Source organism: Thermomicrobium sp. CFH 73360 (assembly GCF_023806465.1).
In the GTDB taxonomy this organism is placed as follows: domain Bacteria; phylum Chloroflexota; class Chloroflexia; order Thermomicrobiales; family Thermomicrobiaceae; genus Thermomicrobium.
In genome coordinates this window covers 17,339-41,534 of record NZ_JAMSLS010000003.1, presented here as the reverse complement: position 1 = coordinate 41,534, position 24,196 = coordinate 17,339, and the positions used below count along the sequence as shown (strand labels likewise).

Below are 24,196 nucleotides of genomic sequence, written 5' to 3'. Positions count from 1 at the left end.
CACCACAGCACCGTGGACATCACCAATCCCGGCATCGGCACGATATGGCATGGTAACCGATGCGCTCTCACCCCTCGCCGAAGAGCTGATCACTGCGGGTGAGCGAGCCGCTCATCCAAGAACTGGACATGGTATGCGGCTGCAAGAACTGCAGGATCATCGGCCAGTGCGCGGTGGAACGGCGCGGTTGTCGCGATCCCTTCGACCACAAACTCATCGAGGGCTCGTCGCCCACGAGCCAACGCCTCGGTCCGATCACGCCCCCAGACGATGATCTTCCCGATGAGCGAGTCGTAATAGGGTGGTACCTCATCACCGGGCCCGAAGCCGAAGTCGCAGCGCACGCCTGGGCCGGACGGGAGCTCCATCCGTTCGATCACACCTGGCGAGGGGAAGAAGCCGAGCGCCGGATCTTCGGCGTTCACCCGGAACTCGATCGCATGGCCGTGCACAGTGATGTCCTCTTGACGCCAAAGCAACCGCTCGCCGGCCGCAATCCGGATCTGCTCCTTGACAATGTCGATGCCCGTGACGAGTTCGGTGACAGGGTGCTCCACCTGGACGCGTGTGTTCATTTCCAAGAAATAGAAGGAGCCGCCAGCATCAACGAGGAACTCCAGTGTCCCAGCATTGGTGTAGCCGGCCGCACGGGCCAGCCGCACCGCAGCCTCGCAGATCTGAGCACGCAGACCAGGGGTGAGCGCCGGGGAAGGAGCCTCTTCCCAGAGCTTTTGGCGGCGACGTTGAATCGAGCACTCCCGCTCAAAGAGGTGCAGAGCGGTACCATGATGGTCGACGAGCACTTGCACCTCGATATGACGCGGTCGCTCCAGGAACTTTTCGAGATAGAGCGCACCGTCACCAAAAGCGGCGTGGGCTTCTTGGGCCGCAACTTCCAAGGCCTGCTCGAGTTCTGCGCGGTTGCGCACGACGCGAATTCCACGCCCCCCACCACCAGCCGCTGCTTTCACCATGAGCGGAAAACCGATCCGGTCGGCGAAAGTGAGAGCTTCGTCTGGCGTGACCTTGTCTGGCGTTCCCGGAACAACTGGGACACCGACCGAATCGGCAAGCTTTCGAGCCTCGGCCTTGTCGCCCATGAGCGTGATCGCCTCAGGGCTTGGCCCAATGAAGACGATCCCTGCCTCCCGGCAGGCGCGAGCGAACTCCGCGTTCTCTGCGAGGAATCCATAACCGGGATGGATCGCCTCGGCACCCGTTTCGCGAGCCGCTGCGATGATCGCCTCGATATTCAGGTAACTCCGTGACGCCGCTGCCGGGCCGATGCAACGGGCCTCGTCAGCATACCGGACGTGCCGAGCTTGTGCGTCAGCCTCCGAGTAGACCGCCACCGTGCGGATCCCGAGTTCCCGGCACGCGCGCATGACGCGCAGAGCGATCTCACCGCGGTTGGCAATCAGGACCTTGCGAAACACCCTTATTCCTCCCTCACTTTGGGCTACATGACAAACGGCTTTGTACGAGCTTACAAAGTTTCACGTCTTGACAGCCAACCCTTCGGAGTTCTAGCATACCCTTAGCGAGCGTTACTGTCATCGTGCCGAAAGTGACAACGCCGGAGCGAGCAGCAATCTGTGAACGGATGCTCACGAAAGTGACATTTTTCGGTCCGGCATGCAAGGGGAGGGTGCGACGATGAAACCGCCGGCCTTCGCCTACGAGCGGCCGCAGAGTCTTCACGAAGCGCTCGAGATCCTCGCGCGGGAGGGAGCAGAGGCTCGCCCGCTGGCTGGTGGGCAGAGCCTTATTCCGATGCTCGCACTGCGTCTCGCCCGACCGACCCTACTCGTCGACCTTGGAGAGATCGCCGGGTTGGACGAGTTGTCACTGGACGATGGAACACTCGTCGCTGGGGCGATGGTACGGCAACGACGTCTGGAACGTGACCCCCTTGTCGCTCACCATCTCCCGCTCCTGGCTGCTGCCACGCGGCTCGTCGGTCACCCTGCGATCCGCAACCGTGGGACACTCGGCGGCTCCCTGGCACATGCCGATCCATCGGCGGAGTACCCGGCGGTCGCACTAGCCCTGGAGGCAGAGCTCGTCATACGGGGCCCAGGTGGAGAACGCTCCGTCCCGGCGCGCGAGTTTTTCCTTGGGCCATTCACGACTGCCCTCGCTGACGGTGAACTGCTGACGGCCGTGCGTTTCCCTCTCCCATCAGCGGCCACTGGATGGGGTATCGCTGAGGTTGCGCGCCGACACGGAGACTTCGCCTTGGCCGGGGCGGTGACACTGGTGGAGCGCGCTGCTGACGGCACCTGCGCGCGAGCTGCGATCGCTCTCTTTGGCGTTGCAACACGCCCGGTGCGCGCAACAGCGGCAGAGCAGGCGCTGGTGGGGCAGCCCTTGACTGCTGAAACGTTCCACGAGGCAGCGGTGCGAGCGACGGAAGCGATTGACGAACCACTCTCCGACGTCCACGGATCGGCAGTCTACCGCAAGCAAATCGTCCCGGTTGTGGTACGCCGGGCGCTTGAGGCAGCGGCACAACGCGTGCAGGCGACATGACCAGGAAGAGGGGTGGACGATGGAGCGCGTACCGATCACGGTGACCGTCAACGGCCGGCGCATCTCGGCCGTGGTCGAACCGCGAATGACGCTGGCGGACTTCCTACGCGAGGAACTGGGGTTGACGGGGACGAAGTTGGGTTGCGAGCACGGTGTTTGCGGTAGCTGCACGGTGCTCTGGGACGGCGCCGCTGTCCGCTCCTGCCTGGTGCTGGCCGCCCAGGCTGACGGAGCTACCATCACGACGATCGAAGGGCTGGCAACGGACGGAACGCTCCATCCGGTGCAAGAGGCGTTCTGGGAAGCACACGCCTTGCAGTGCGGCTTTTGCACTCCTGGGATGGTGCTCACTGCTGTCGCGCTCCTCGCCGAGAACCCTAACCCAAGTGAGGAGGAGATTCGTGAGGCGTTGAGCGGGAACCTTTGCCGCTGCACGGGATACCAGAACATCGTGCGGGCAGTCCAGCTCGCGGCACGGCACGAGCGAGCCGATACCTGACGAGAGGGGGACAGCCATGTCGCTCCAGATTCTGCCGCGTGGCAAATGGGTGGGAGCTCGCGTCAAGCGGGTCGAGGACCCACGGTTTTTGACTGGAGAGGCGCGATATCTCGCCGATCTCCAGATTCCAGGCACTGTCCATGCCGCCTTTGTGCGCTCACCGTACGGCCACGCACGGATCCGACGGATCGACACGAGTGCAGCCCGGGCACTCCCAGGAGTACTTGCCGTTTTTACCGCTGAAGACGTCGCGACGCTACCTCCTCTGGCCAGCGGTTTACCAATCGAGGGGCTAAAGCCCACGCCACAGACCGTCTTGGCCAAGGACAAGGTGCGGTTCGTCGGCGAGGCAGTGGCGGTTGTTGTGGCGGAAAATCGGTACATTGCCGAGGACGCGGCCGAACTCGTCGCGGTCGACTACGAGCCACTACCAGCGGTGACCGATGCTGAGCGCGCAATGGCGCCAGACGCGCCACTCCTGCACGAGGACCTCGGGACGAACGTGGTCTACCAAAAAGTCATAACACTCGGCGATGTCGATGGCGCTTTCGCCCAGGCCGACCGGATCTTCCGGCGCCGCTTCCATACCAACCGCTTCGTCGCAGCGCCTATGGAGACACGTGGCTGCCTTTCAGTCTATGAGCGGTCGAGTGGGCACTTGACCTTCTACTCGTCGACGCAGATGCCGCACATGTTGCGGCTCTTCCTCTCGCTTTTTCTGGGGATTCCTGAGCACAAGGTTCGGGTCATCTCGCCAGAAGTCGGTGGCGGCTTTGGGCAAAAGATGACGATCTATCCCGAGGAAGTGGTAATCGCCTACCTGGGCAAGGTGCTCGGTCGACCAGTCAAGTGGGTAGAGGATCGGCGGGAAAACCTGGCAGCAGCCACGCACGCCAAGGAGCAGATCATCGAGCTCGAGGCAGCCGTGCGCAACGACGGGAAGGTGCTCGGGCTGAAGGCCCGACTCATCGGTGACGGTGGTGCCTACTCGTTCAACACGGCAAGTGCCCTTATCGAACCGCTGGCAGCAGCGGGCATCATTCCCGGCGTCTACGACATTCAGGCATACCAGCATGAGGTGATCGCCGTCTGCACCAACAAGGCCCCGGTCGGCGCCTTCCGGGCAGTGGGTTGGACAGCCGCGCAGACGGCGCGAGAACTGTTCTTCGACGAAATTGCCCGCGAACTCGGGCTTGATCCAGCCGAATTCCGACGCCGCAACGTCATTACCAGCGACCAATTCCCCTACACCACGATTACCGGTATGGTCTACGACAGTGGAAGTTACCAGGAATCACTTGAACGAGCGCTGGAACTCGTCGGGTACGAGGAGTTGCGGCGACGGCAAGCGGAGCTCCGACAGCAGGGTCGGTACCTGGGCATTGGCATTAGCCTCTACGTTGAACCGACAGCCTGGGGCTCTGAGATCGCGCTCCAGGCGGGCTTTCCATTCCCGTCACACGACAATGCGACGGTGACTATCGATCCCACCGGCAAAGTCCGCGTGGCCGTGAGCGTGCACAGCCACGGACAAGGACACGAGACGACCTTGGCACAGGTTGCCGCTGAAATCCTGGGGGTCTCTATCGATGACGTGATTGTCGAGCACGGTGACACCGACCGCGCTCCGTGGGGTATGGGCACCTATGCAAGCCGCAGTGCGGTCATTGGTGGCGGAATGGTGGCACTGGCGGCCCAGGAGGTGCGGGAGAAAGTCCTGCGCGTCGCCAGTCGGCTCCTTGAGGTCGCCCCGGAGGACCTGGAGATTCAGGAGGGGAACGTCTTCGTCCGAGGCGCTCCCGATCGCTCGCTCAGCCTCTTCCAAGTCGCCTTCGCAGCTTACCTCGATGGTCGGGTTCGGGCCGAGGGTGAAGAGCCGTTGCTCTCGGCAACCAAGTTCTACGACCCGCGTGCCACCTACTCAAACGGCTGCATCGTCACCGTCTGCGAAGTGGACGGTGAGACGGGGACGGTGCATCTGGACAAGATCGTGGCGGTTGAAGACTGCGGGACAATGCTCAACCCGATGATCGTCGAAGGGCAAGTCATGGGCGCAATCGCACAGGGAATCGGTGGCGCGCTCTTCGAGGCGATGGTCTACGACGAGAATGGCCAACTGCTCACCGACACCTTCGTCACCTACGCCCTGCCGACTGCGACCGAAGTTCCTGAACTCATCATTGAGCACTTGGAGACGCCGTCGCCGGTGACGATCGGTGGCATCAAAGGGATTGGAGAAGGCGGACTTCTGGCGACTCCGGCCTCCGTCGCCGGTGCAGTGCTGGATGCCATCTGGCCAGCTGGTCGCGCTATCGAGCAGCTGCCGCTGACGCCAGAGCGCGTGCTCCGAGCACTCGGTGGAGAGCTCGGGGTGTGAGGAGGTGACGATCGCAGTTGTCTATTTTCGCCGGCAAGGGATGGATGGGAGAGCGGAAGGATCCCCGGCCGGTGCGTGCGCCGGGGATCCTCCCGCTACGGATGAAGAGTCGTGATGTTCGGAGGAGGGAAGCCAGAGATGGATCGCTCACATGGTGTCAACAGCCTTCGCCTCACGCGGCGGGCCGTACTCCGCACGCTCACCATGGGAAGCGCCGTAGCCGCAGCTGGCAGCTTGCTCGCCGCCTGTGCCGGCGGTGGCACAACACCGACCCCAGCAAGCGGTGGGGCACAGCCGACGACGGCACCAGCCGCAACGCCAACCACCGCACCGGCCGCTAGCCCGGCAGCAACCGAGGAACTCTGGGAGGTGGCTGCTTATTATGGAACGTATGACGTCTCGACCAAGCAACCAGGGCGGCCAGCGGCAAGCTTACAGGGCCCCAAGTTCGAGAAGTGGACACGGCCAAAGGCGAACAAGCCGTACATGATCGGTGTTTCGTTCCCGCATTTGAAAGATCCGTACTGGCTGGCCGTGGACTATGGGATTGTTGACGAGGCCCAAATTCTCGGCGTTGGGATCGAGCTCGTTGCTGCTCAAGGCTATAACGACCTCACTGGTCAGATCAATCAAGTCGAGAACCTTGCCAATCGAGCAGATATCGAGGGAATCATCCTGGCAGCGATTAGTTATGCCTCGCAGGACCAGCTCGTCACAGACATCGTTAAGAACAAGAAGAAGCCGGTTATTGAAGTAATCAACGATATTCAAGCACCGGACATCATGGCGAAGGCGCTCGTCTCGTTCTATGACATGGGGTATGCCACGGGCACCTTCGTTGCTGAAGACTCGGGCGGTCAAAACGTGACCGTCGTCTTCCTGCCAGGTCCAGCTGGATCGGGGTGGGCACCGGATACCGTCGATGGCTTCAAGGCGGCCGTGGAGGAGAAGGTTCCGGGCAAGGTGCAGATTCTTGATGTGAAATGGGGCGACACCGGTAAGGATGTCCAAGTCTCCCTCATCGAGGACTCGTTAAACGCTTACCCAGACGTCACCTACATTGTGGGTAACGCCGTCGCTGCGGACGCTGCGCCGGATATTCTCGCTAACCGTGCCAAGAAACCGAAGATCGTGTCCACCTACATCATCCCACCGCTGTACGACAAGATCGCCGCGGGCAAAGTCGCTGCTGCACCAACTGACTTCACTGCCCTCCAGGGTCGAATGGCGGTAGACATGATGGTGCGGATCCTGAACGGGGAAAAGCCAGGCGTCGACTTTCCGTTCCGCGCTGGCCCGATCATTAAGGTTGTCACACCCCAGAACTACAAGGACTTCAAGTACGAGGATATGTTCGGGCCGCGTGATTTTCGCCCGGTCTTCTCAGTGAAACCGAAGTCTTGACGGAGCGAGCGATGACCTTCCTCTTGCGGGCACACGAGGTCACAAAGCGTTTCCCTGGCGTGCTGGCGCTGGATCGTGTGTCGTTCGAACTCCGTCGTGGCGAAGTGCACGCGCTCGTTGGCGAAAACGGAGCGGGGAAGTCGACGCTGGTCAACATCTTTGCCGGTTCACTCCGCCCGGATGGAGGGACCATTGAGCTGGAGGGGCGACCGGTACAGATCCGGTCACCCCATCACGCCCAGGAACTTGGCATCCGGGCCGTGTTCCAGCAACTGAGCCTCGTTCCAGCTCTGACCGTCGCGGAGAACATTTTCCTGGGCAGGGAACTGACGGCGCCAGGGCTGTTGCGTAAGCCAGCGATGCGGGCACGGAGTCTCGCCCAGCTTGGTATCTTCGACGCAGGAATTGCGCCAACCACGCGCGTCCGCGATCTCACGGTGCCGCAACGCTATCTCGTCGAGATCGCCAAGGCGACACTCGAACACCCGAAAGTTCTTATTCTCGATGAACCGACAGCCTCACTGACCGATCGTGAAACCGGTGTCCTCTTCCGACTCGTGCGCGAGCTCCGAGCCCAGGGGGTCGGGATCATCTGGATCACGCACCGGCTCGAGGAGCTCTACGAGATTGCCGACCGGGTAACGGTGATGCGTGATGGTCGGCATGTGGCCACCCTAGCGGCACAGGAGACCACGACTGATCGATTGATTACCCTGATGACCGGCCGTGAGTATGAGCAGATCTATCCAGTGCTGCAGCCTGTTCCGCCCGATGCTCCGACCATACTTGAGGTACGAGGGTTGTGCTCAGTCCATGGACTCCGTCATATCAGCCTTACGCTGCGCAGGGGGGAAATCCTTGGGGTCGGAGGGCTGATCGGTTCTGGCAAAGGACTTCTCGGGCGAGCTCTCGTCGGGCTCGAACCTCTGACCGCTGGTGAGATTCGTATCGGCGGCGAGACGGTTCGAGCAGATCACCTCAGCCCGCATGCCATGCTGCGACGCGGCGTGATGTATTTCCCAGCTGATCGTCGTGGCGAAGGACTGCTCACGAACCGCTCCGTCCTCGAGAACATGACAATCGCTGCGCTTGAACGCTTCGAGCGGTTGGTCGGGCTCCTGGAGAAAGGGAAAGAGCGCCGGGCCGTCGTCGAGTACATCCGGCGCCTCGCCATCGTCCCCCCAAACCCAGCAGCACGCGTCCGCAACCTCTCCGGGGGAAATCAGCAGAAGGTTGCGCTGGCACGAGGGCTGATTCGTGACACGCAGGTCTTCATTATGGACGAACCAACGCAGGGCATCGATGTCGGGACAAAGATCGCGATTTACGAGCTCCTGCACGAACTGGTCCGGCAAGGAGCAGCGGTTCTCTTTATCACCTCGGACATGCTGGAACTTCTGCACGTCTGTCACCGAGTCGCGGTGATGTTTGAGGGAGAACTGGTCGCGACGATTCCTCACGAAGAAGCGAGCGAAGAGCGGCTGCTCCAGTACTTCTTCGGGCATATGCGAGAGGAGGGCGGACAGAGCAGTGTCGACGCCGCGTGAGCTGACGACCAGGCGGTTCGCGGCTGTGGGACGTCTCCCGTTTCTCCGGGGGATGCTCGACCAACTCGGTTTGCTTCCCGTCTTGCTGATCGCACTCCTCATCTTCTTCTCCATCGCTTCGCCGAACTTTTTCACGCGCGCGAACCTTTCGACCATCCTGACGCAAGCACTCTTCCTCATCATTGTGTCAGTCGCGCAGACACTGGTGCTTTTGACCGGTGGATTCGACCTGTCAATGGGCTCGTCAATTGCGCTCGTTAGCATCGTCGTCGGCCTTCAGCTCCTCGATCATCCCAATACACCGACAACTGGGCTAGCCCTGGCAACCCTGGTTGCCATCGCGGTGGCGACGGGTATCGGGGCACTCAACGGGCTCTTCGTCTCGTTGTTCCGCGTGCCACCATTTATTGTGACGCTTGCCATGATGACTGCTGTCTCAGGGCTCGCCCTGCACGTGTCACGGGGTGTCCCAATCTTTGGCCTTCCCAACTACTTTTCAAGCACGCTCTACACGGGAAAGGTGCTCAGCATTCCTGTGCCGTGGCTTGTGACAATCCTTGTGCTGCTCGCCATGTATGTTGTCTTGCACTGGACTCGCTTCGGCCGGTACTGGTACGCGATCGGCAGCAACGCGGAAGCGGCGCGACTCTCCGGCATTGCGGTCCGCTTGTATCTGTTCCTGGCCTACACAATCGCTGGCGTACTGGTGGGCATTACTGGGCTTCTGTTAACAGCCCGAGTCGGCTCTGGTGAACCGACCTTAGGTGCCAGTTTCCCGCTCGAGTCGATTGCGGCAGCGGTGCTTGGTGGCGTTTCGATTCGCGGTGGCGAGGGGAACTTGTTCGGCGCCGCCTTAGGTGCAGTTTTCCTCGTGATGCTTCGGAACGGGATGGACATCATGGGGATCAGCACCTACACCCAAATGATCATCACCGGAGGCCTCCTCATCTTGGCCGTCATCATCGACAATTGGGTGCACCGAGAGCGTTGAGATGGGAAGGGAGGAAAGGCCAGATGGCAGAGCACACCATCAAATCACCGTTGCCTGGTATCTTCTACCGTCGGCCAAGTCCAGACGCTGCTCCCTTTGTTCAAGAGGGAGACACGATCACCCCGGGGACGGTTATTGGCCTGGTCGGCGTCATGAAGACCTTTCACCAAATCACTGCTGACGTGGGCGGCAAGTTGGTGCGCTTCCTCGTTGAGAACGAGGAAGCGATCCGGCCCGGGCAGCCGGTCGCTGTGGTCAGCGACGAGGTCTGAGCTCCCAAAAGCGAGTGGAAGGAGCGAGTAGCCATGACCGAACACGTCACCCAACCCTCGGGAGTCATCCTGGCACGTTTCCCCGAGCGGAATGGGCGGCCCGGCGTTGTTTACCGCAACGCCGGCGACAGTTTCCTGCTCGTCGAGTTCGGTGAAATGGTCTTCGATCTCACGATGAGCTTCCGCGTCCTCGGGCTCGATGATGTGATCAAGCGCAATCGCCCGGCGGGGCTCATCGAGACCATCCCGGCACTCCGCAGTATCCTGATCAATTACGACTGCCGGCAGATCTCCGTGCGTGACCTCATCGATTTCGTCGAAGACCAATACGAGCACCTGCCGCCATTCGAGAACCTTGTGGTGCCCAGTCGCATCGTTGAGCTCCCGATCGCCTTCGACGACAAGTGGACGCGCGAGGCGATCGCGCGCTATGTGCAGTACCAGCGAGCGGATGCACCCAACATCATCGACGGCACGAACTCGAAGTACGCAGCGATGTACAACGGACTTCGCGACGAGGAGGAGTTCTTTCGCTACATCATGGCGACCGATTGGTGGAATGCGGCACTCGGTTTCTTCCCCGGTCTTCCCTTCGCCTATCCGCTCGACCCGCGCTATGCGGTCGTCCTGCCCAAGTACAACCCAACCCGGCACTGGACGCCGGCCGGGACAGTAGGGATCGCTGGGCCCTGCTTGGCCATCTACCCCGTTGAGTCGGCTGGCGGATACCAGATCTTTGGGCACACCGTGCCGATCTACGACCCGCTGCAGCGCAATCCTGCCTTCCGCGAGAGCCCGGTACTCTTGCGCCCTGGTGACCGACTCCGTTTCCGCCCCCGCGTGACCGACGACGAACTGGAGGCGCTGATCCAGGCCGTCTACGATGGAACGTACCAGTATGTCATCGACGAAACAGCGACCTTCGACGTGGGGGCCTATCTCCGCTTCCTCCAAGAGGTGGACCCCGAAGCGAAGGCGTTCCGGCAACGCCAGGCCGAGGCGGCGGCCCGCGTTCCGGTTCCGTGATGCAAGCTGCGACTCGTGGGAAGGGTGGAGTGATCATGCTCGAAGTGCGCAACGGCGGTTTTGAGACAACCGTGCAAGATTATCCAGGCCGCATCGGCATGCTCTCTCTTGGCTTTGCTCCGGCGGGGCCAATGGATGACTACGCCTTCCGCTTCGCCAATGTGCTGGTCGGGAACCTCCCTGGCACAGCAGGCCTCGAGATTACGGCCGGTGGACTGGTCATCGCTTTCCAGGACGAGCGCGCGATCGCAGTCTGCGGAGCCGACATGGGGGCACGCCTGAACGGCCAGCCGCTTGAGCTGTGGCGAAGCTACCTGGTTCGCGCTGGAGATCTTCTCGAGTTCGATTACCTTCAGGGTCCCGGCTTCCGCACCTACCTCGCCGTCAGCGGGGGCATCGACGTTCCACCAGTGCTGGGCAGTCGGGCAACCTATCTGCCAGGAGCGATTGGTGGCTTCGAGGGGCGCAAGTTGCAGGCCGGTGACCGGCTGCCACTCGGTGAGCCAATGACTGATCCGGCACAAGCGGCTGGTCGGCGCGTCCCCGCCTCGCTGATACCGAGCTACTCGGGCTACAACGAGGTGTGGGAAGTAGAAGCAACACGCGGTCCACAGGCTGACCCAGACTATATGACGGCTGAGGATATGGCGTTCTTCTTCTCTCATCACTGGAAGCTGGACGCAGCCTCGAACCGCACGGGATACCGGCTGGACATCCACAAATGGCAGTGGGCACGCGAGAGTGGTGGTGCGGGTGGTGGCCACCCCTCGAACATCCTTGACAATGGCTATCCGGTCGGCGCCGTGAACGTCTGTGGTGACCAGCCGATCATTCTCTGCATCGATGGGCCGACGCTGGGTGGATTCATCTGTAACGCCGTGGTCGCAAAAGCAGCAATGTGGAAGCTCGGCCAGATGGTGCCCGGCTGGAGCTACATCCGCTTCAAGGAAGTGACACTCGAGGAGGCAATCACGCTGCTGAAACAGCAGGACGAAACGATTCACGAGAGCAACCTCGAGAGGAGCTAGCCATGGCCCGCGTCATCGATATCAACTGCGACATGGGCGAGAGCTTCGGGCGCTGGACACTGGGGAACGACGCGGCGTTGATGCCATTGATCACGTCCGCCAACATCGCCTGTGGGTGGCACGCGGGCGATCCTGCCGTCATGCGGCAGACGGTGGAACTAGCCGTCGCGCATGGGGTGGGGATCGGCGCACACGTCGGCTTCCCCGACCTTCTCGGCTTCGGACGACGGCGGATCGACGTTACACCACAGGAGGTTTATGACTATACTCTCTACCAGGCTGGCGCCCTTCAGGCATTCGCCCAGGCGGCCGGTACACGGTTGCAGCACGTCAAACCACACGGAGCGTTCTACGTGATGTGTTCGCAGAACGAAGAGCTGTGCGAGGCACTCTGCCGGGCGATCAAAGCGCTCGGCAATGGGATTGCGCTCGTGATGATGGGGGAGATCGCACCACGCGTGGCAGCTGCCGTTGGGGTCCCAATGGCGCGTGAGGGATATATCGACCTGAACTACAACCGGCACGGACAGCTCGTCCTGGAACGGCGGAAGCAGGCCTGGGATCCGGAGGAGGTCGCCCGACGAGCCGTCGAGCTCGTCGTCCACGGACGTATCCCGACGATCGAGGGTGAGACCCTGCACGCCGAGGTGGAGACGATTTGCATCCACGGTGATGCGCCAAATGCTCCAGAGATCGCCCAGCGGGTGCGCCAGCGCCTTGAGGAGGTAGGAGTAATCGTCCGGCCGCTCGGCACTGGCCTTGCTCCCTTGGCCTGAGGACGCTTTGCCAAGGAGTGGCCAGCAAAGAGAAAGGAGAAACAGTTCGATGGCTTCAGTGGTCCTCGCGGACTCGGTGTTGCCGCGCTCCTGGCAGCAGAGCGCAACGTCACGGTTACTGGCCAACGTGGCGCTGGTCGTCGCCGGGAGCCTGTTGACGGCGCTCGCGGCCCGGGTGAGTCTTCCGCTGCCGTTCACACCGGTGCCGATCACCGGGCAGACCTTTGCCGTGCTTCTGGTCGGCGCGGTGTTGGGCAGCCGGCGTGGTGCAGCCAGCATGGCACTCTATGTGGCACAAGGGCTGGCTGGTCTCCCCGTCTTCGCTGGTGGGAAGGCTGGACTCGCCGTTCTCCTCGGGCCGACCGGCGGGTACCTCGTCGGCTTCATCGCTGCTGCCTTTGTCACTGGCTGGCTGGCCGAGCGTGGCTGGGATCGCCAACCATTGGCGACGGCAGTGGCGATGGCACTCGGCAACATCGCAATCTATCTCTTCGGTGTTTCCTGGCTCGCTGCATTCGTCGGGATCGAGCGTGCACCGCTCCTTGGGCTCGTGCCATTCTTGCCGGGTGACGCACTGAAGATCGTCCTGGCGACGCTGGCCCTGCCTGGCGCCTGGTGGGTTGTCCGGCGCATGAATCCAGCAGCCCTCTGAACAAAGACGTCCACGTTCCGAGCCGGCCGGTATCGTCCCTGGTAGATGATACCGGCCTTTCCTATCCCGAAGATCCGCCCAGTGCCGAGCAGCATGTCGCTGGCGCCGCATTGGCCCATTGTTCCACACAGCCGCGCCGATCAACTGACCGCGACTGTGTCCCATGGATCAACTGCAGCGAACCAGCGAGCACCAATGAGGAGAAACGTATCGAGCGAGGCCGAATCACGAGACCGAATCTCTCGTCTGGAGCACCGCGTGCCAGCGCCGAAGTGCCGGGCCGAGTCGCTGCACAGCCTCGACAACAACCTGCCGCTCGGCCTCGTCGAGCGCTGCCGGGTCGATCATCTCTAGGAGTTGCCGCACCCGCTCGAACGCTGCGACCAACTCGCTCACCGGCGAGGCCGATCGACCACTGCGTCGCCGACGACCCAGCGCTGGGCGAGCTTCCTGGACAAGCGCACGCAGCCGCACGGTGAGTTCAGCTGAGGGCAAGGTGGCGAGCTCTGGAGCAGCACGCAGGGCCCGCGCCAGACGCTCAATCTCGGCCTGGCCAAGCCGCTCACGCTCCACGAGTTGCGCGAGAGCAATTTGCAAAGGTTCTGGAAGGCCATGGAGCGGCCGTGTCTGTTTCTCAGACAGGCGTCCACTCCGAATCGCCTCTTGCACTGGCTCGGGGAGCTTTTCGGTTGCCAGAAGCTGGAAGAGCCGACTGCGCTTGATTCCGACCGCCTCCGCCACGTGCTCCCATGGAACATCACCGAGCTGCTGCTTGAGCCGGCGCAGGGCAGCTGCGCGATCAAGCGCATTGAGATCCTCGCGCAGGATGTTCTCCATGAGCTGCTGAATCAGCCGTTGCTCGTCACTCACCTCCCGAACGATTGCTGGAATAGTGGTGAGGCCAGCCAGCTGAGCAGCCCGCCAGCGTCGCTCTCCGTGGATGATCACAAAGCGGTCGCGAACGGTATCGTAACGGACAGCGATGGGTTGGAGCACACCTTGGAGACGAATGGAGGCAGCGAGCTCCTCGAGTCGCTCAGGATCGAAGCTGCGGCGCGGTTGGTCGGGATCGGGCTCGATGCGATCGAGGGCGATCTCGCGTGCCTCGGCGAGCTCGCGCGTGCCGCGTGCCTGGGGTGAGGTATCGGCCAGGAGATCATCGACCGTGAAACGGCGACGACGGGTTGTCCGCGGGGCAGTAGCCTCAGACACGGCTAGCGCTCCCCACCATCTCGGCAATCGTTGCTGCCGCCTGGCGGTAGGCAGCGGCGAGCGGCGAGCGTGGCTGATACTGCAGGATCGAGGTGTGCTCCGCCACCGCCTCAGCCCCTTTGACCGAGAGCGGGATGCTCGGCAGGAGCGGAAGTTCCGGGAAGCGCTCCTGGAGTGTGGCTAACATGTCGGCGACCAGACGGGAGGAGTGGTGCACCTTCGTCGGAAGGAACCCGAGGACAGTGAGACGAGGGTTGAGGCGGCGTACCCGGTTGACCGTCTCGAAGAGGCGGCGCAGTACCATGAGCGAGAGCGGGTGCGGCTCAATCGGGATGACGAGTGCGGTCGCCGCAACCAGGATGTTCACGCTCAGGATATTGAGGGCAGGGGGGCTATCGATCAAGACATAGTCGTAGGGAAGCGGTTCCGCCGCGGCGAGTGCGTGGGCGAGACGACGCTCACGTTCAAGCGCATTGAGGAGCTCCAGCTCGGCTGCAGCGAGGTCAGGATGACTGGGGACAAGGTCGAGGCCAGCGATGCGTGTCGGCACCACGACCTCGGCGAGCGGAAGTGGCTCCTCCACGAGGAGGTCATAGACCGAGCTCTTCAAACGGGCGACGTCGATCCCGAGCGCCATCGTGAGACTTGCTTGGGGATCAAGGTCAAGCGCGAGCACCCGGCAGCCCCGTTCCGCCAACGCCGCGCCCACATTGAGAGTGCTGGTCGTCTTGGCCGTTCCGCCCTTCTGGTTAAAGAAGGCAATCACTGGGGTCATGCCGAGCCCCCGCGCTGTACGGACACCCGCAGAGGAAGGCTACCAGAGGAAGCACGAGGTGTCCAGGGGATGCAGCGCGGAATTGGAGAGCCCCGGGGCCGCGCCTGCCCGGAGTCTCAGCTTGAATGGTCGTCACTGCGGAAACGGGGCTCGTCGACGAGAGAGTCGCAGCCCGCGATCGAACGGTTGCCCGCCGTGCGTCTTGCTTGTGGAGAGTGGACAGGGTAAAACGGCCGGGTCCCTCTCCGAGAGGCTAACCCGGGCCCAGAGCGGGGAATGCGAACCGCCAATACCGCCCGATATGCCATTCACACACAGCTGATCACTGGATCAGCGTCGCGGCCAGTAGGCCGCCAGTACCAAAACCAGGGGACAAAGCAGTTGATGACCACAGCGGAGAGCACGAGGGTCAGGAGCTGCACTACCATGCCGCACTTATTGCGCTCTAGGACTCGCAGAACGCCAATCGAGCGAGACTTCGTCTCCTTCACGACCACCGAGAACAATGAAGGAGACGGAAGACAACAATCAGAGTCAACAACGAATAGCCTTGACAAATATTGCTACATCATCTCAGAACACGCAACCGATGGTATTCTGAACCAGCCAGGAAGCTCAAAAAGTTCTCAAGGTACTCCCGAAGAGCCTGCAGAGAGAGCCGCACTATGGGCACTACCGGTACCGATCTCGCCTCAGACGACGGTTCTGGCTGACACACCCCCTTGGCCCCAGGAAGTCAATCAATCGCCGGACATTGCTGGGCCGAGTGCGGCCTTATGGGATCCGTGCAGGATACCATTCGCAGGCCTGTGCACAGTACTCGAGTTCCGAGCGATGGCAAAGAGGTGTTCGAACCGGACACGGTGGGACACTAACGCAAGGTACGCTGTAAGGGTGGCGTGCAAGGCCTGATAGTCGAGTCTGACCGCCCCTTCAGGGGCAAAGAGCGTCCCCGCGCAGGCGAGTGGAATCTCATACCCGTCTGAGCCATCGGCAGTGCTCAAGGTAGTAATGGTGGTAATCGCCCCCCGGAGAAACCGGGACACTCCTCGCAAAAGGCGACCGTGACGAGGACATCAGCCACTTTCTGTCCAACACCTCCCACTATCGTTGCCCGTTCCACGCCAAAAGCCGCCAGAAGAGATCCTCCACTCAGACTTCAAGCCGACCGTGCACCGCCGTGGCGCTGGTCCCTCCAGAAACGCAAGGAGCATTAGTGAAGAGGACGCCAGAGGCAAACTGAAGTTACAGGAGCGCACCCGTGCAAACACCAACAGGAGTTCGGCATCGTTCAGCGAGCCACAGAAGGACGAGCATATCCCCGAAGATGCAACCGAGGCTGGCCGAAATGGTGAACCCTGTAAGAGCGCACAGGCACTGCACTTTTTGGGAAACCACTGACTAGGAAGGCAGTCGGAACGAGACGCGTTACAGTTTGCTTCGTGTCAAGCGGGAGCAGGATTCAACCACCACGCAACACGCCTTGCAGTAGCTGGAGGAATCCTACTCCTCACAGTGTTCGCCCGACGCGCCGACGAATTCCTACAGGTTTGATCCGGTACTTAGGCTAGTGCTGTCCCGCTAGGGAGCAACACCGCGTCCAATGCTGCAGCGAAGATCTCGAGCGTGCGTGCGACGTCTTCCTCCGTATGCGCAAGCGAGACATAGAACTTCTCACCAGGGTTGACAAAGAGTCCACGCTCCAGACAGGCCAGACCGAAACGCACGGCGAGCTCTCGGTCGGCACGCAGCATACCGGCGTAGTCCCGTGGTTCGTCTTCGGCGAAGACGACCTGGAAGACCGGACCATCACCGATGACACGCAGCGGCACCCCCCGCGCTGCAGCCAGTTCGCGGAGGCCAGCCTTGAGTTGATCGGTGATCCGGTAGAGGTACTCGTAAACGCCGGGCTGGCGGAGCACTGAGAGGGTCGCCAGGCCCGCCGCTGCTGCGAGTGGGTTGCCGTTGAGCGTCCCGCTCAAATGCGCGACCGGCTCGCCACGCCCCTTGCGCGCAAAATCCGTGACGCTCATGATCTCGCGCCGACCAGCAACCGCGGCGAGCGGATAGCCGCCACTTAGTGCTTTCCCGAAAGTAGCCAGATCCGGCACAACGCCGTAGCGCTCCTGCGCACCCCCGTAAGCAAGCCGAAAGCCGGTCACAACCTCGTCAAAGATCAAGAGGATGCTGTACCGCTGTGTGAGCTCTCGCAACCCGGAGAGGAAGCCAGGAGCCGGCGGCAGAGCGCGCTGCAACGGCTCACAGATAACCGCAGCGAGCTCTGCCGCATGTGTCTCGATGAGCTGCCGCGTGAGATCCAGGTCGTTCCAGCGCGAGACAAGGACCGTCTCAGCTACCTGGGGTGGAATTCCGGCCGAATCCGGACGCGGCGTGGGAACGTCCGAGGGCTCTGGCGGGAACGCGCTCATGAGGGCGTAGTCGTGCACACCATGGAAGCCACCTTCAAACTTCAGGATCTTCGTGCGACCGGTGTACGCTCGCGCAATACGCAGTGCGTGAAAGGTCGCCTCTGATCCAGTTGACACGAACTTGACCATCTCCGCACAGGGGACGGCCCGGATGATCTCTTCTGCCAACTCGATAGCCGCAGGCGTGAGGGTGTAGAACGTCGACCCGAGCGCTGCCTGGCGCGAGACGGCCTCGACGACTGCCGGATGCGCATGCCCGAGGATGAGCGGACCAGACCCGAGTACGTAATCGATGTACTCGCGACCGTCCACATCAACGACTCGGCTTCCCAAGCCATGCGAGAGGACAACGGCATGTGTCTCAGGAAGGACGAAACTTGTCACTGCGCCACCGAGCGCAGTGTGTCCCCGACGAAGCCACTCCTCATGTGCCGCACTACGCGTTCTCACCACCGCCTGTTCCCGTCGCTGGGGTCACCGACGCCTCTGCTTGGCTCCGCGCTGCCCGACCACGCCGGCGCCGCCGGACCATACGTCGTCCAGTCGTCACCACACCATCGGCAGGTAACGACCAGTTGTGCAACCACTTCAGCACCCGGGGAACAACGTAGGTCGTCGTCCCAACAACACCTGGTATACGCTGTAGCTTCTCCGTGATGAAACGGTAGAGCGCATCAACGGAGGGCACAAACACCTGGATGCTAATGTCTCGGTCGCCGGTTGTCAGACCAACGTAGGCGACTTCTTCCATGGCTACAAGTTGCTCAGCCACCTCCTCCAATCGCCCTGGTTCGACCTCGAGGAAGATATCTGCAGTGACATCGTAGCCAAGCGCTGCTGGGTTGATGATCGCGACCAGCTTGACGACGCCGTCCTGCACGAGCCGGTTGATGCGCGCCCGTACGGTTCGCTCGGCAACGCCGAGCCGACGGGCGATCTCCGCACTTGGCATACGGCTATCCTCCTGCAGGAGGCGGATGATCGAGCGGTCAAGGTCATCGATCGGGCGAACCATTGTTCCAGCGCTCCCCACTCCCTGGTCGTCATTGACCAGCTTGCGCACCCTCTCGGTGCTCAGTCCGTACAGCAGTGCACCGTTGCCTGCTCGACTTCCCGGTTCTCGCCCCTCGCGAGTCGAGCGCCGGTTCCGTCAGCGGCGTGCCCTAGTATACACCGATTCCGTCGATCTCACCCCCTCCCACGATCGGAGAGCAGCTCTGCCCGGCCAAGAATGAGCAGGACTCCTGCGACAAATTCCACGCCGATGAGGAAGAAGACCCGTACCCCGATCGCAATCACGATACCGGCCGCGACCGCAACGAGACCGGATAGGAAGGCTACCCTGGCGCGCCGAAAAGTCAGCACCCCCGCCACGATGTGGAGAGCAGCAACCACCAATGCCGTAAGCATCGCGCGTGGCGCATCGCCGATCTGGAAACGGTAGGCAAGCGAGCTCCATACCAACCCAACTGCGATGAACCCGCTGCCCAGCAAAAGCCACGTCCCAGACACCCGCTGTTCCGGACGCTCCGGTGTCTCTAGTCGGGGTGACCATTTCCCGCTCACCTGCCCTCCTTACCTCTTATCAAACTGCCCTGTGTGTGCCATCGCACCAATTGCGACCAGCAAGAGCCGCACCGCATGCGCCAGTGTCACGCCACTGGGATCTCGTGCCGGAGCGAGCTCGACGAGATCAATCCCAACAACCCGACCGCGCCGCGCCACACCACAGAGAAGATCAAACACCTGCCAGTAGGCAAGTCCACCTGGTGCCGGCGCATTGACACCCGGCATAAACGCCGGATCGATCCCGTCCGCATCGATCGTGACGTAATAGCCGTCCGCTACTGGGAGCCGCTCCAGAACCCACACGACGCCCCGCTCGTGTACGACACGGGCTGGAATGAGGACGCTTCCCCAGGCCCGAGCTGCCGCAAACTCCTCAGCACGCCCACTCCCAGCACCGCGCAGTCCCACCTGGAGCATGGCACGTACCGCTGGGAGTTCGCTCGCTCGGCGCATTGGACTCGAGTACCCTTCCCGAATACCATTGACTTCATCGCGCCAGTCAAGATGCGCATCAATCTGAACAACACAGAGCGAGCGAAAGCCGCTGTAGGCGCGCAATACCGGTATCGTGACTGCGTGGTCACCTCCCAGTACCATCGGGACCGTCCCACTGTTGAGCAACTGGGAGATTGCACCAGTGATCCGAGCAAGATTCCCCGCATGGTCACCGGGGAGAAGCATGACATCCCCGGCATCGGCCAACGAAAGTGCCCGGTCGGCAAAGAGATCACCGTCGAAATCAACGTCGTAGTTCCGGTAATACGGCTGAAAAGCCAGCGATGCCGCACGGAACGCCGTTGGTGCGGCCGCCGAGGGGAGCTCTGGACCACTACCCGTGTAGGGCACGCCGTACGGTACACCGAGAAAGGCGATGTGGGGCGGCTGCTGCAACTCGTTGAGGCGGGGAAGTCCGAGAACAGTGGGACAACCGGCTTGAGCCGGGAGAATCGACACCTCGGAGCGGCCTACCTCGTACTGCTCTTGCATCGACACCGCCGCGAAACGTTTTACTTCCTGAGCATTGTGACGCGTGCGCCGCCTCCCGTCAAGCCGATCTCGGTATACTCGGCTCGCCCTAAGGATTGGAGAACGCAACGCCGGAGGAGAATCGGGGTGGGAAGGAGAGGGGAAACCATGGAAAGCAGAGAGAAGGCAGTGCAACTGGTACGGGAGCGGACACGTTTCTCGGCAGAGCGACCGAGTTGGGTGCGGCCAAGCTACGAGGGGTTTGGGATCGTCAATCTTCCCTGGTCGATTCTGACAACGCTCGGCGCTCTGCCTGCTGGCACACCAGTCTCAGATGACCTCTGGCCATCGCATCTCACCCAAGGGGTGGAAGCGGTGCTGCTCATCATCATCGACGGTCTCGGGTACGAGCGCCTTGCGTGGGCAATGGCAGACGGCGAGGTGCCGGGGCTTGCACGTCTCGCGGAGGAAGGGGTGCTGTTTCCACTGACTTCCGTCCTTCCTTCGACCACCGTCGCTGCGCTCACAGCACTAGCCACCGGTGAGCCTCCGGCTCGGCACGGCCTCATCGGCTTCACTGCATTTCTCCGCGAGTTCGGCATGCTCTCCAACTTGCTGTTCTGGTCGCCGCTTGGCCGCTTCCCGAGCTATGCCAACGCTGGGCTCGAGCCTCGCCAGTTTCTCCCCGTACCAACGATCGCCGAACGCGCTGCTTCCGTTGGCATCCGCTCAACCGTGGTGAGTCCCGAGGCCTTTCGTGACACGCCTTTGACTAAGATGCAGACGGCGGGAGCGGAGTTTCGCGGCTACCGCACGGTCGGCGAGTTCGTCGCCCACGCCCACGCCGCACTGGCACAACCAGGCCGGCAACTCGTCACGCTCTATTGGGACAGTCTGGACACGCTCGGGCACTTTGCTGGCCCAGAGTCAACCGCCTGGCACATCGAACTCCGCCAGCTTGATCGGCTCATTGTGGAGGAACTCATTGCCCGCCTGCCACGCCGCGACGTGCTGGTGGTTCTGACTGCCGATCACGGGATGGTAGCACTTGATCCAGCACGGCAACGTCCGTTATCCGACCCCACACTCCTTGCACATTTGGCCTTGCCGCCGGCAGGGGAACGACGTGCTGTCTACCTTCACCCCTTGCCGGGCAGAGCGGCCGATGTTCTGGAACGTGTGCGGCAACTTGCTGCAAACGACGGCGTGATCCTGGCAGGATCCGAGCTGTTCGAGGAAGGATTGTTCGGTCCACCGCCGTATCACCCAGAAGCACAATACCGCGTCGGCGAGCTTGTGCTCTTGGCCGTAGGGGCAGCCAGCTTTCCCTGGGACCCGCCCGGCGCGCAACTGCGACCCTTCTTTGGTGCGCACGCCAGCTTGGAGTCCACCGAACAGCTCGTGCCGTGTCTTCTTTGGCGCCCTTAGTCGTCATCCTTCACGTTTGGACCCAGATCATCAGCGTGCCAATCAGCAACATTGACGGAACAACAAGAAGGCCAAGGCAGAGATACTGCCATAGCGATACCGTAATCCCGTAGCAGTGTAGCTGTAGGACCCAGAGCATCGTCGCCAACAAACCGACGGTGGTGACATTCGGGCCGCAGTGGGCCTTAACGACAGTCGCATACTCCAGTGCTTGGTGCTGCGGAGCGGGAAGACCGGCATCAGAGAGCGCTGCCCGCATCACGAGCGTCAACGGGACGGTGTTGATGAGCTTGGAACCACGTGCTGCACCAAAGGTGGTCTCCAGGATAGCTCGGAAAGACGATTCCTCATCAAGGGTCAGGAGCGGAGTACCGAACCGCTCCGTTATGGCAAGCTCCTAAAACCTCTGGACAATGACTACCATGCCAGTGCGGAAACCAAAGAGTGGCCAGGAAATGCCTCGCCGCAGGGTGCTCCAGGTACAGGTGCCAGTTGTCCAAGCGTCAGCGCGCCACTCACCGCTCACAGACCCAGCGGAAGACGCATCCACAATCCAAACACAGAGGCCAGAGCAAGACCAATCAGCATGCGGTGCGCAACAGATTGGTCGTTCGGCAGCACAACACGCCAACGTGCGGAGTCCTCGTGCCCACGCAGATCATCACAGAACCACCAGGCGAAGACCACGTCGTTGGTGACACTTGCGAAGGCGCCTGGGACGAACAGGAAGCAGAGGAAGAACGCTCAGTCGATCTGTTCGCTCAAGACGAGGGCGTTGATCGGATTGCTTACCGGGAGCAAGAACGATGCTGTATCGGCAATGCAGGGGGTCGCAAAGAGGAAGGGCATCGGAGGGAGGTCAAGTCCGAGCAGAAGCATTGCGACCACTGGAGTCAGAAGGATGGCACTTGCATCGTTGGAGAGTACTGCCGTCACGCCTCTGCCGCGGCCGCGTCGTTTCGCCCTCTACGAACTTGCATCGTTGGAGAGTACTGCCGTCACGCCTCTGCCGCGGCCGCGTCGTTTCGCCCTCTACGAACTTGCATCGTTGGAGAGTACTGCCGTCACGCCTCTGCCGCGGCCGCGTCGTTTCGCCCTCTACGAACTTGCATCGTTGGAGAGTACTGCCGTCACCCTCACACCGAATGCAAAGACTGCTGCATATAGACGCTGTGTCGAGCCATCTGTCCACCGCACAGCGTATCCTGGGAGAAGCCGAAAGACCCCTGCCTGTTCAGCGAGAGCAGCCGAGATCATTAGGCCGAAGACGAGGAGATGTATGTTTCAGTCATCAAGCACCGCTGTAGCCGCCTGCTCAGGTCGAACAGAAGCTAGTGGCCAGCCGGGCAGCTGCGCCGAGCAGCACCCCTTGCGCCTCCGAGATCCGTGCCGGTCTAGTGAAAATCGCTCCCAATGTCGCTGCGAAAATTCCGACACCCAGGCGGACCTGCAACACCCCGCCTCCTGTCGCGCGGGCAACAGGCGTAGCACGGGAAAGCCGGGTGGTAATTCCCCAACTCAGTCGCATCTCAACCGCCTTCACCCAAGAGTACTGCTCTCACTACTACCCAGAGCGCAGCCCCCACTTCGTGCAAATTCCCGCCACGAAGATCTTCTTCTCTCAGTTAGGAATTTGGCCCACCCTTCACACCACTCTGTTGAGAGCACGTACGAGATTCGTCAGGGGTGTTCCTCGCGTAGCCCAGAAGCACAAGGGAGATACACACTACGGCACGTTTTGGTCGAGGGGAAAGGGTCTCTGCAGTCTCAACAAATCCGTTGAACCCCTCTCAGATGGTACGCGACACCAGGGAGCTGGTGAGCGGAGCAGCTGATGGAAAAACGATCCACGGGTCGCGTGCCAGCAACGCTCCTCTCGCCGCAGGAAGCCTCACGGGCACCAGCGTCGGAGCGCCCCGCGAATCCGACGTGCTACACTCGCCGGCGCGAGGGAGTATGAACGAACGGAGCATGAGCCGTGGTGAGACCACAGGAACACCTCATCGCCAATGAGCGAGCCCGCCTTGTCCTTGACCGCCTGCACGAGCGGGACGCTGCCGAGCGTGCGGCTGGACTACCACAAGAGCTCCGTATCCGCGCACTCACACCGCCGACCGGTGCATTCCTCTATGGACTGATCCTTGCGCTCCGGCCACGACTCATCTTTGAGGCAGGATCGGCCGTGGGCTACTCGACGATTTGGCTGGCCTTGGCCGCCCAGACCTATGGTGGGCAGGTCATCGGGAGCGAGATCCGTCCGGAGCGAGTCCGGGAAGCGAATGCGAACCTGGCTGAAGCCGGACTGGCTGATGTGGCGTCAGTGCTCGAGGGAGACGCAGCAGAACTGGTGCGACGATTTGATGGCATTGGTCTCCTCTTTCTCGACGCCGAGAAGGACGATTACAGCCGACTCTTTCTTGCGGGAATTGACCGCGTGATCCCGGGTGGTCTCGTCATCGCCGACAATGTGGTCTCACACGACTGTAGAGACTACCAGGAGCTCGTACGCTCTCATCCGGACGTCCACACGGTGACAATCCCCTTCGAGCGCGGCCTCGAATGGACAGTCAAACGCTGGTTATGAGCAACTCGTCAGAGCGATCACTACCAACCGACCGTGAGTTATGGTGAAAATGTACGTTGTTCGACGAATTCGCTTAAGACCACAGCGCAGAACACAGTGGCAGGTGGGCGATCATCACACAGGGAGATG

At 61.6% G+C, this 24,196-nt stretch carries 23 protein-coding genes; 13 read left to right on the top strand and 10 right to left on the bottom strand.

What is annotated here, in order from left to right:
* Nucleotides 1-89 precede the first annotated feature (89 nt).
* Nucleotides 90-1,436: an acetyl-CoA carboxylase biotin carboxylase subunit gene (gene accC / locus NET03_RS06890; protein WP_252128174.1), complete on the bottom strand. Its 1,347-nt coding sequence runs from the start codon at nucleotides 1,434-1,436 to the stop codon at nucleotides 90-92.
* A gap of 220 nt (nucleotides 1,437-1,656) precedes the next feature.
* On the opposite strand from accC, the gene NET03_RS06885 reads away from it, so the two are divergent.
* The 11 genes from NET03_RS06885 (at nucleotide 1,657) to NET03_RS06835 (ending at nucleotide 13,104) form a co-directional block, all read left to right on the top strand.
* A complete protein-coding gene (locus tag NET03_RS06885; protein WP_252128173.1) occupies nucleotides 1,657-2,532 on the top strand; it encodes an FAD binding domain-containing protein in 876 nt (291 codons plus the stop codon).
* Nucleotides 2,533-2,551: 19 nt separating this feature from the next.
* Nucleotides 2,552-3,031 carry a (2Fe-2S)-binding protein gene (locus NET03_RS06880; RefSeq protein ID WP_252128172.1) on the top strand — a complete coding sequence of 160 codons (480 nt, stop codon included), beginning with the start codon at nucleotides 2,552-2,554 and terminating at the stop codon, nucleotides 3,029-3,031.
* Between the two features lie 16 nt (nucleotides 3,032-3,047).
* On the top strand, nucleotides 3,048-5,408 hold the full coding sequence (locus tag NET03_RS06875) for a xanthine dehydrogenase family protein molybdopterin-binding subunit (RefSeq protein ID WP_252128171.1): 2,361 nt from the start codon (nucleotides 3,048-3,050) through the stop codon (nucleotides 5,406-5,408).
* 138 nt (nucleotides 5,409-5,546) lie between these two features.
* Entirely contained in the window at nucleotides 5,547-6,812 is a 1,266-nt protein-coding gene (torT, locus tag NET03_RS06870; RefSeq protein ID WP_252128170.1) for a TMAO reductase system periplasmic protein TorT, read from the top strand.
* Nucleotides 6,813-6,823: 11 nt separating this feature from the next.
* On the top strand, nucleotides 6,824-8,359 hold the full coding sequence (locus NET03_RS06865; RefSeq protein WP_252128169.1) for a sugar ABC transporter ATP-binding protein: 1,536 nt from the start codon (nucleotides 6,824-6,826) through the stop codon (nucleotides 8,357-8,359).
* A complete protein-coding gene (locus NET03_RS06860; protein WP_252128168.1) occupies nucleotides 8,343-9,350 on the top strand; it encodes an ABC transporter permease in 1,008 nt (335 codons plus the stop codon). The genes NET03_RS06865 and NET03_RS06860 overlap by 17 nt, the downstream gene beginning before the upstream one ends.
* A 23-nt stretch (nucleotides 9,351-9,373) precedes the next feature.
* Complete coding sequence (locus tag NET03_RS06855) at nucleotides 9,374-9,622, top strand: acetyl-CoA carboxylase (protein ID WP_252128167.1); 249 nt, start codon at nucleotides 9,374-9,376, stop codon at nucleotides 9,620-9,622.
* 33 nt (nucleotides 9,623-9,655) lie between these two features.
* On the top strand, nucleotides 9,656-10,648 hold the full coding sequence (locus tag NET03_RS06850; protein ID WP_252128166.1) for a 5-oxoprolinase subunit B family protein: 993 nt from the start codon (nucleotides 9,656-9,658) through the stop codon (nucleotides 10,646-10,648).
* A 35-nt stretch (nucleotides 10,649-10,683) separates the two neighbouring features.
* The gene (locus NET03_RS06845) at nucleotides 10,684-11,676 is read left to right on the top strand and encodes a 5-oxoprolinase subunit C family protein (RefSeq protein ID WP_252128165.1); all 993 of its coding nucleotides are present in this window, start codon (nucleotides 10,684-10,686) and stop codon (nucleotides 11,674-11,676) included.
* Nucleotides 11,677-11,678: 2 nt separating this feature from the next.
* Nucleotides 11,679-12,452 (top strand): LamB/YcsF family protein, encoded by a 774-nt coding sequence (locus tag NET03_RS06840; protein WP_252128164.1) that lies wholly within the window; start codon nucleotides 11,679-11,681, stop codon nucleotides 12,450-12,452.
* 49 nt (nucleotides 12,453-12,501) lie between these two features.
* Nucleotides 12,502-13,104: a biotin transporter BioY gene (locus NET03_RS06835; RefSeq protein WP_252128163.1), complete on the top strand. Its 603-nt coding sequence runs from the start codon at nucleotides 12,502-12,504 to the stop codon at nucleotides 13,102-13,104.
* Nucleotides 13,105-13,329: 225 nt separating this feature from the next.
* On the opposite strand, the gene NET03_RS06830 is transcribed toward NET03_RS06835, so the two are convergent.
* The 6 genes from NET03_RS06830 to NET03_RS06805 form a co-directional block, all read right to left on the bottom strand.
* A complete protein-coding gene (locus NET03_RS06830; RefSeq protein ID WP_252128162.1) occupies nucleotides 13,330-14,316 on the bottom strand; it encodes a ParB/RepB/Spo0J family partition protein in 987 nt (328 codons plus the stop codon).
* Entirely contained in the window at nucleotides 14,309-15,091 is a 783-nt protein-coding gene (locus NET03_RS06825) for a ParA family protein (RefSeq protein ID WP_252128161.1), read from the bottom strand. The genes NET03_RS06830 and NET03_RS06825 overlap by 8 nt, the downstream gene beginning before the upstream one ends.
* A 1,562-nt stretch (nucleotides 15,092-16,653) precedes the next feature.
* Nucleotides 16,654-17,973 carry an aspartate aminotransferase family protein gene (locus tag NET03_RS06820; protein ID WP_252128160.1) on the bottom strand — a complete coding sequence of 440 codons (1,320 nt, stop codon included), beginning with the start codon at nucleotides 17,971-17,973 and terminating at the stop codon, nucleotides 16,654-16,656.
* Complete coding sequence (locus NET03_RS06815) at nucleotides 17,957-18,535, bottom strand: Lrp/AsnC family transcriptional regulator (protein ID WP_252128159.1); 579 nt, start codon at nucleotides 18,533-18,535, stop codon at nucleotides 17,957-17,959. Before NET03_RS06815 ends, NET03_RS06820 begins: the two co-directional genes overlap by 17 nt.
* 173 nt (nucleotides 18,536-18,708) lie before the next feature.
* Nucleotides 18,709-19,086 (bottom strand): hypothetical protein, encoded by a 378-nt coding sequence (locus NET03_RS06810; protein WP_252128158.1) that lies wholly within the window; start codon nucleotides 19,084-19,086, stop codon nucleotides 18,709-18,711.
* A gap of 9 nt (nucleotides 19,087-19,095) precedes the next feature.
* On the bottom strand, nucleotides 19,096-20,076 hold the full coding sequence (locus NET03_RS06805) for an agmatinase (protein ID WP_252128157.1): 981 nt from the start codon (nucleotides 20,074-20,076) through the stop codon (nucleotides 19,096-19,098).
* 147 nt (nucleotides 20,077-20,223) lie between these two features.
* Between NET03_RS06805 and NET03_RS06800 the strand changes: the two genes are divergently transcribed.
* Nucleotides 20,224-21,483, top strand: a complete 1,260-nt coding sequence (locus tag NET03_RS06800; protein WP_252128156.1) for an alkaline phosphatase family protein — start codon at nucleotides 20,224-20,226, stop codon at nucleotides 21,481-21,483.
* 10 nt (nucleotides 21,484-21,493) lie between these two features.
* Here NET03_RS06800 and NET03_RS06795 read toward each other — a convergent pair whose 3' ends face one another.
* The 3 genes from NET03_RS06795 to NET03_RS06785 all read right to left on the bottom strand — a co-directional run bounded on the left by NET03_RS06795 (nucleotide 21,494) and on the right by NET03_RS06785 (nucleotide 23,011).
* Nucleotides 21,494-21,808 (bottom strand): ArsB/NhaD family transporter, encoded by a 315-nt coding sequence (locus NET03_RS06795; protein ID WP_286207286.1) that lies wholly within the window; start codon nucleotides 21,806-21,808, stop codon nucleotides 21,494-21,496.
* 419 nt (nucleotides 21,809-22,227) lie between these two features.
* Nucleotides 22,228-22,419: a hypothetical protein gene (locus NET03_RS06790; RefSeq protein ID WP_252128155.1), complete on the bottom strand. Its 192-nt coding sequence runs from the start codon at nucleotides 22,417-22,419 to the stop codon at nucleotides 22,228-22,230.
* 379 nt (nucleotides 22,420-22,798) lie between these two features.
* Nucleotides 22,799-23,011 (bottom strand): hypothetical protein, encoded by a 213-nt coding sequence (locus tag NET03_RS06785; protein WP_252128154.1) that lies wholly within the window; start codon nucleotides 23,009-23,011, stop codon nucleotides 22,799-22,801.
* A gap of 450 nt (nucleotides 23,012-23,461) precedes the next feature.
* Between NET03_RS06785 and NET03_RS06780 the strand changes: the two genes are divergently transcribed.
* On the top strand, nucleotides 23,462-24,067 hold the full coding sequence (locus tag NET03_RS06780; protein ID WP_252128153.1) for an O-methyltransferase: 606 nt from the start codon (nucleotides 23,462-23,464) through the stop codon (nucleotides 24,065-24,067).
* The last annotated feature ends 129 nt before the right edge of the window (nucleotides 24,068-24,196 follow it).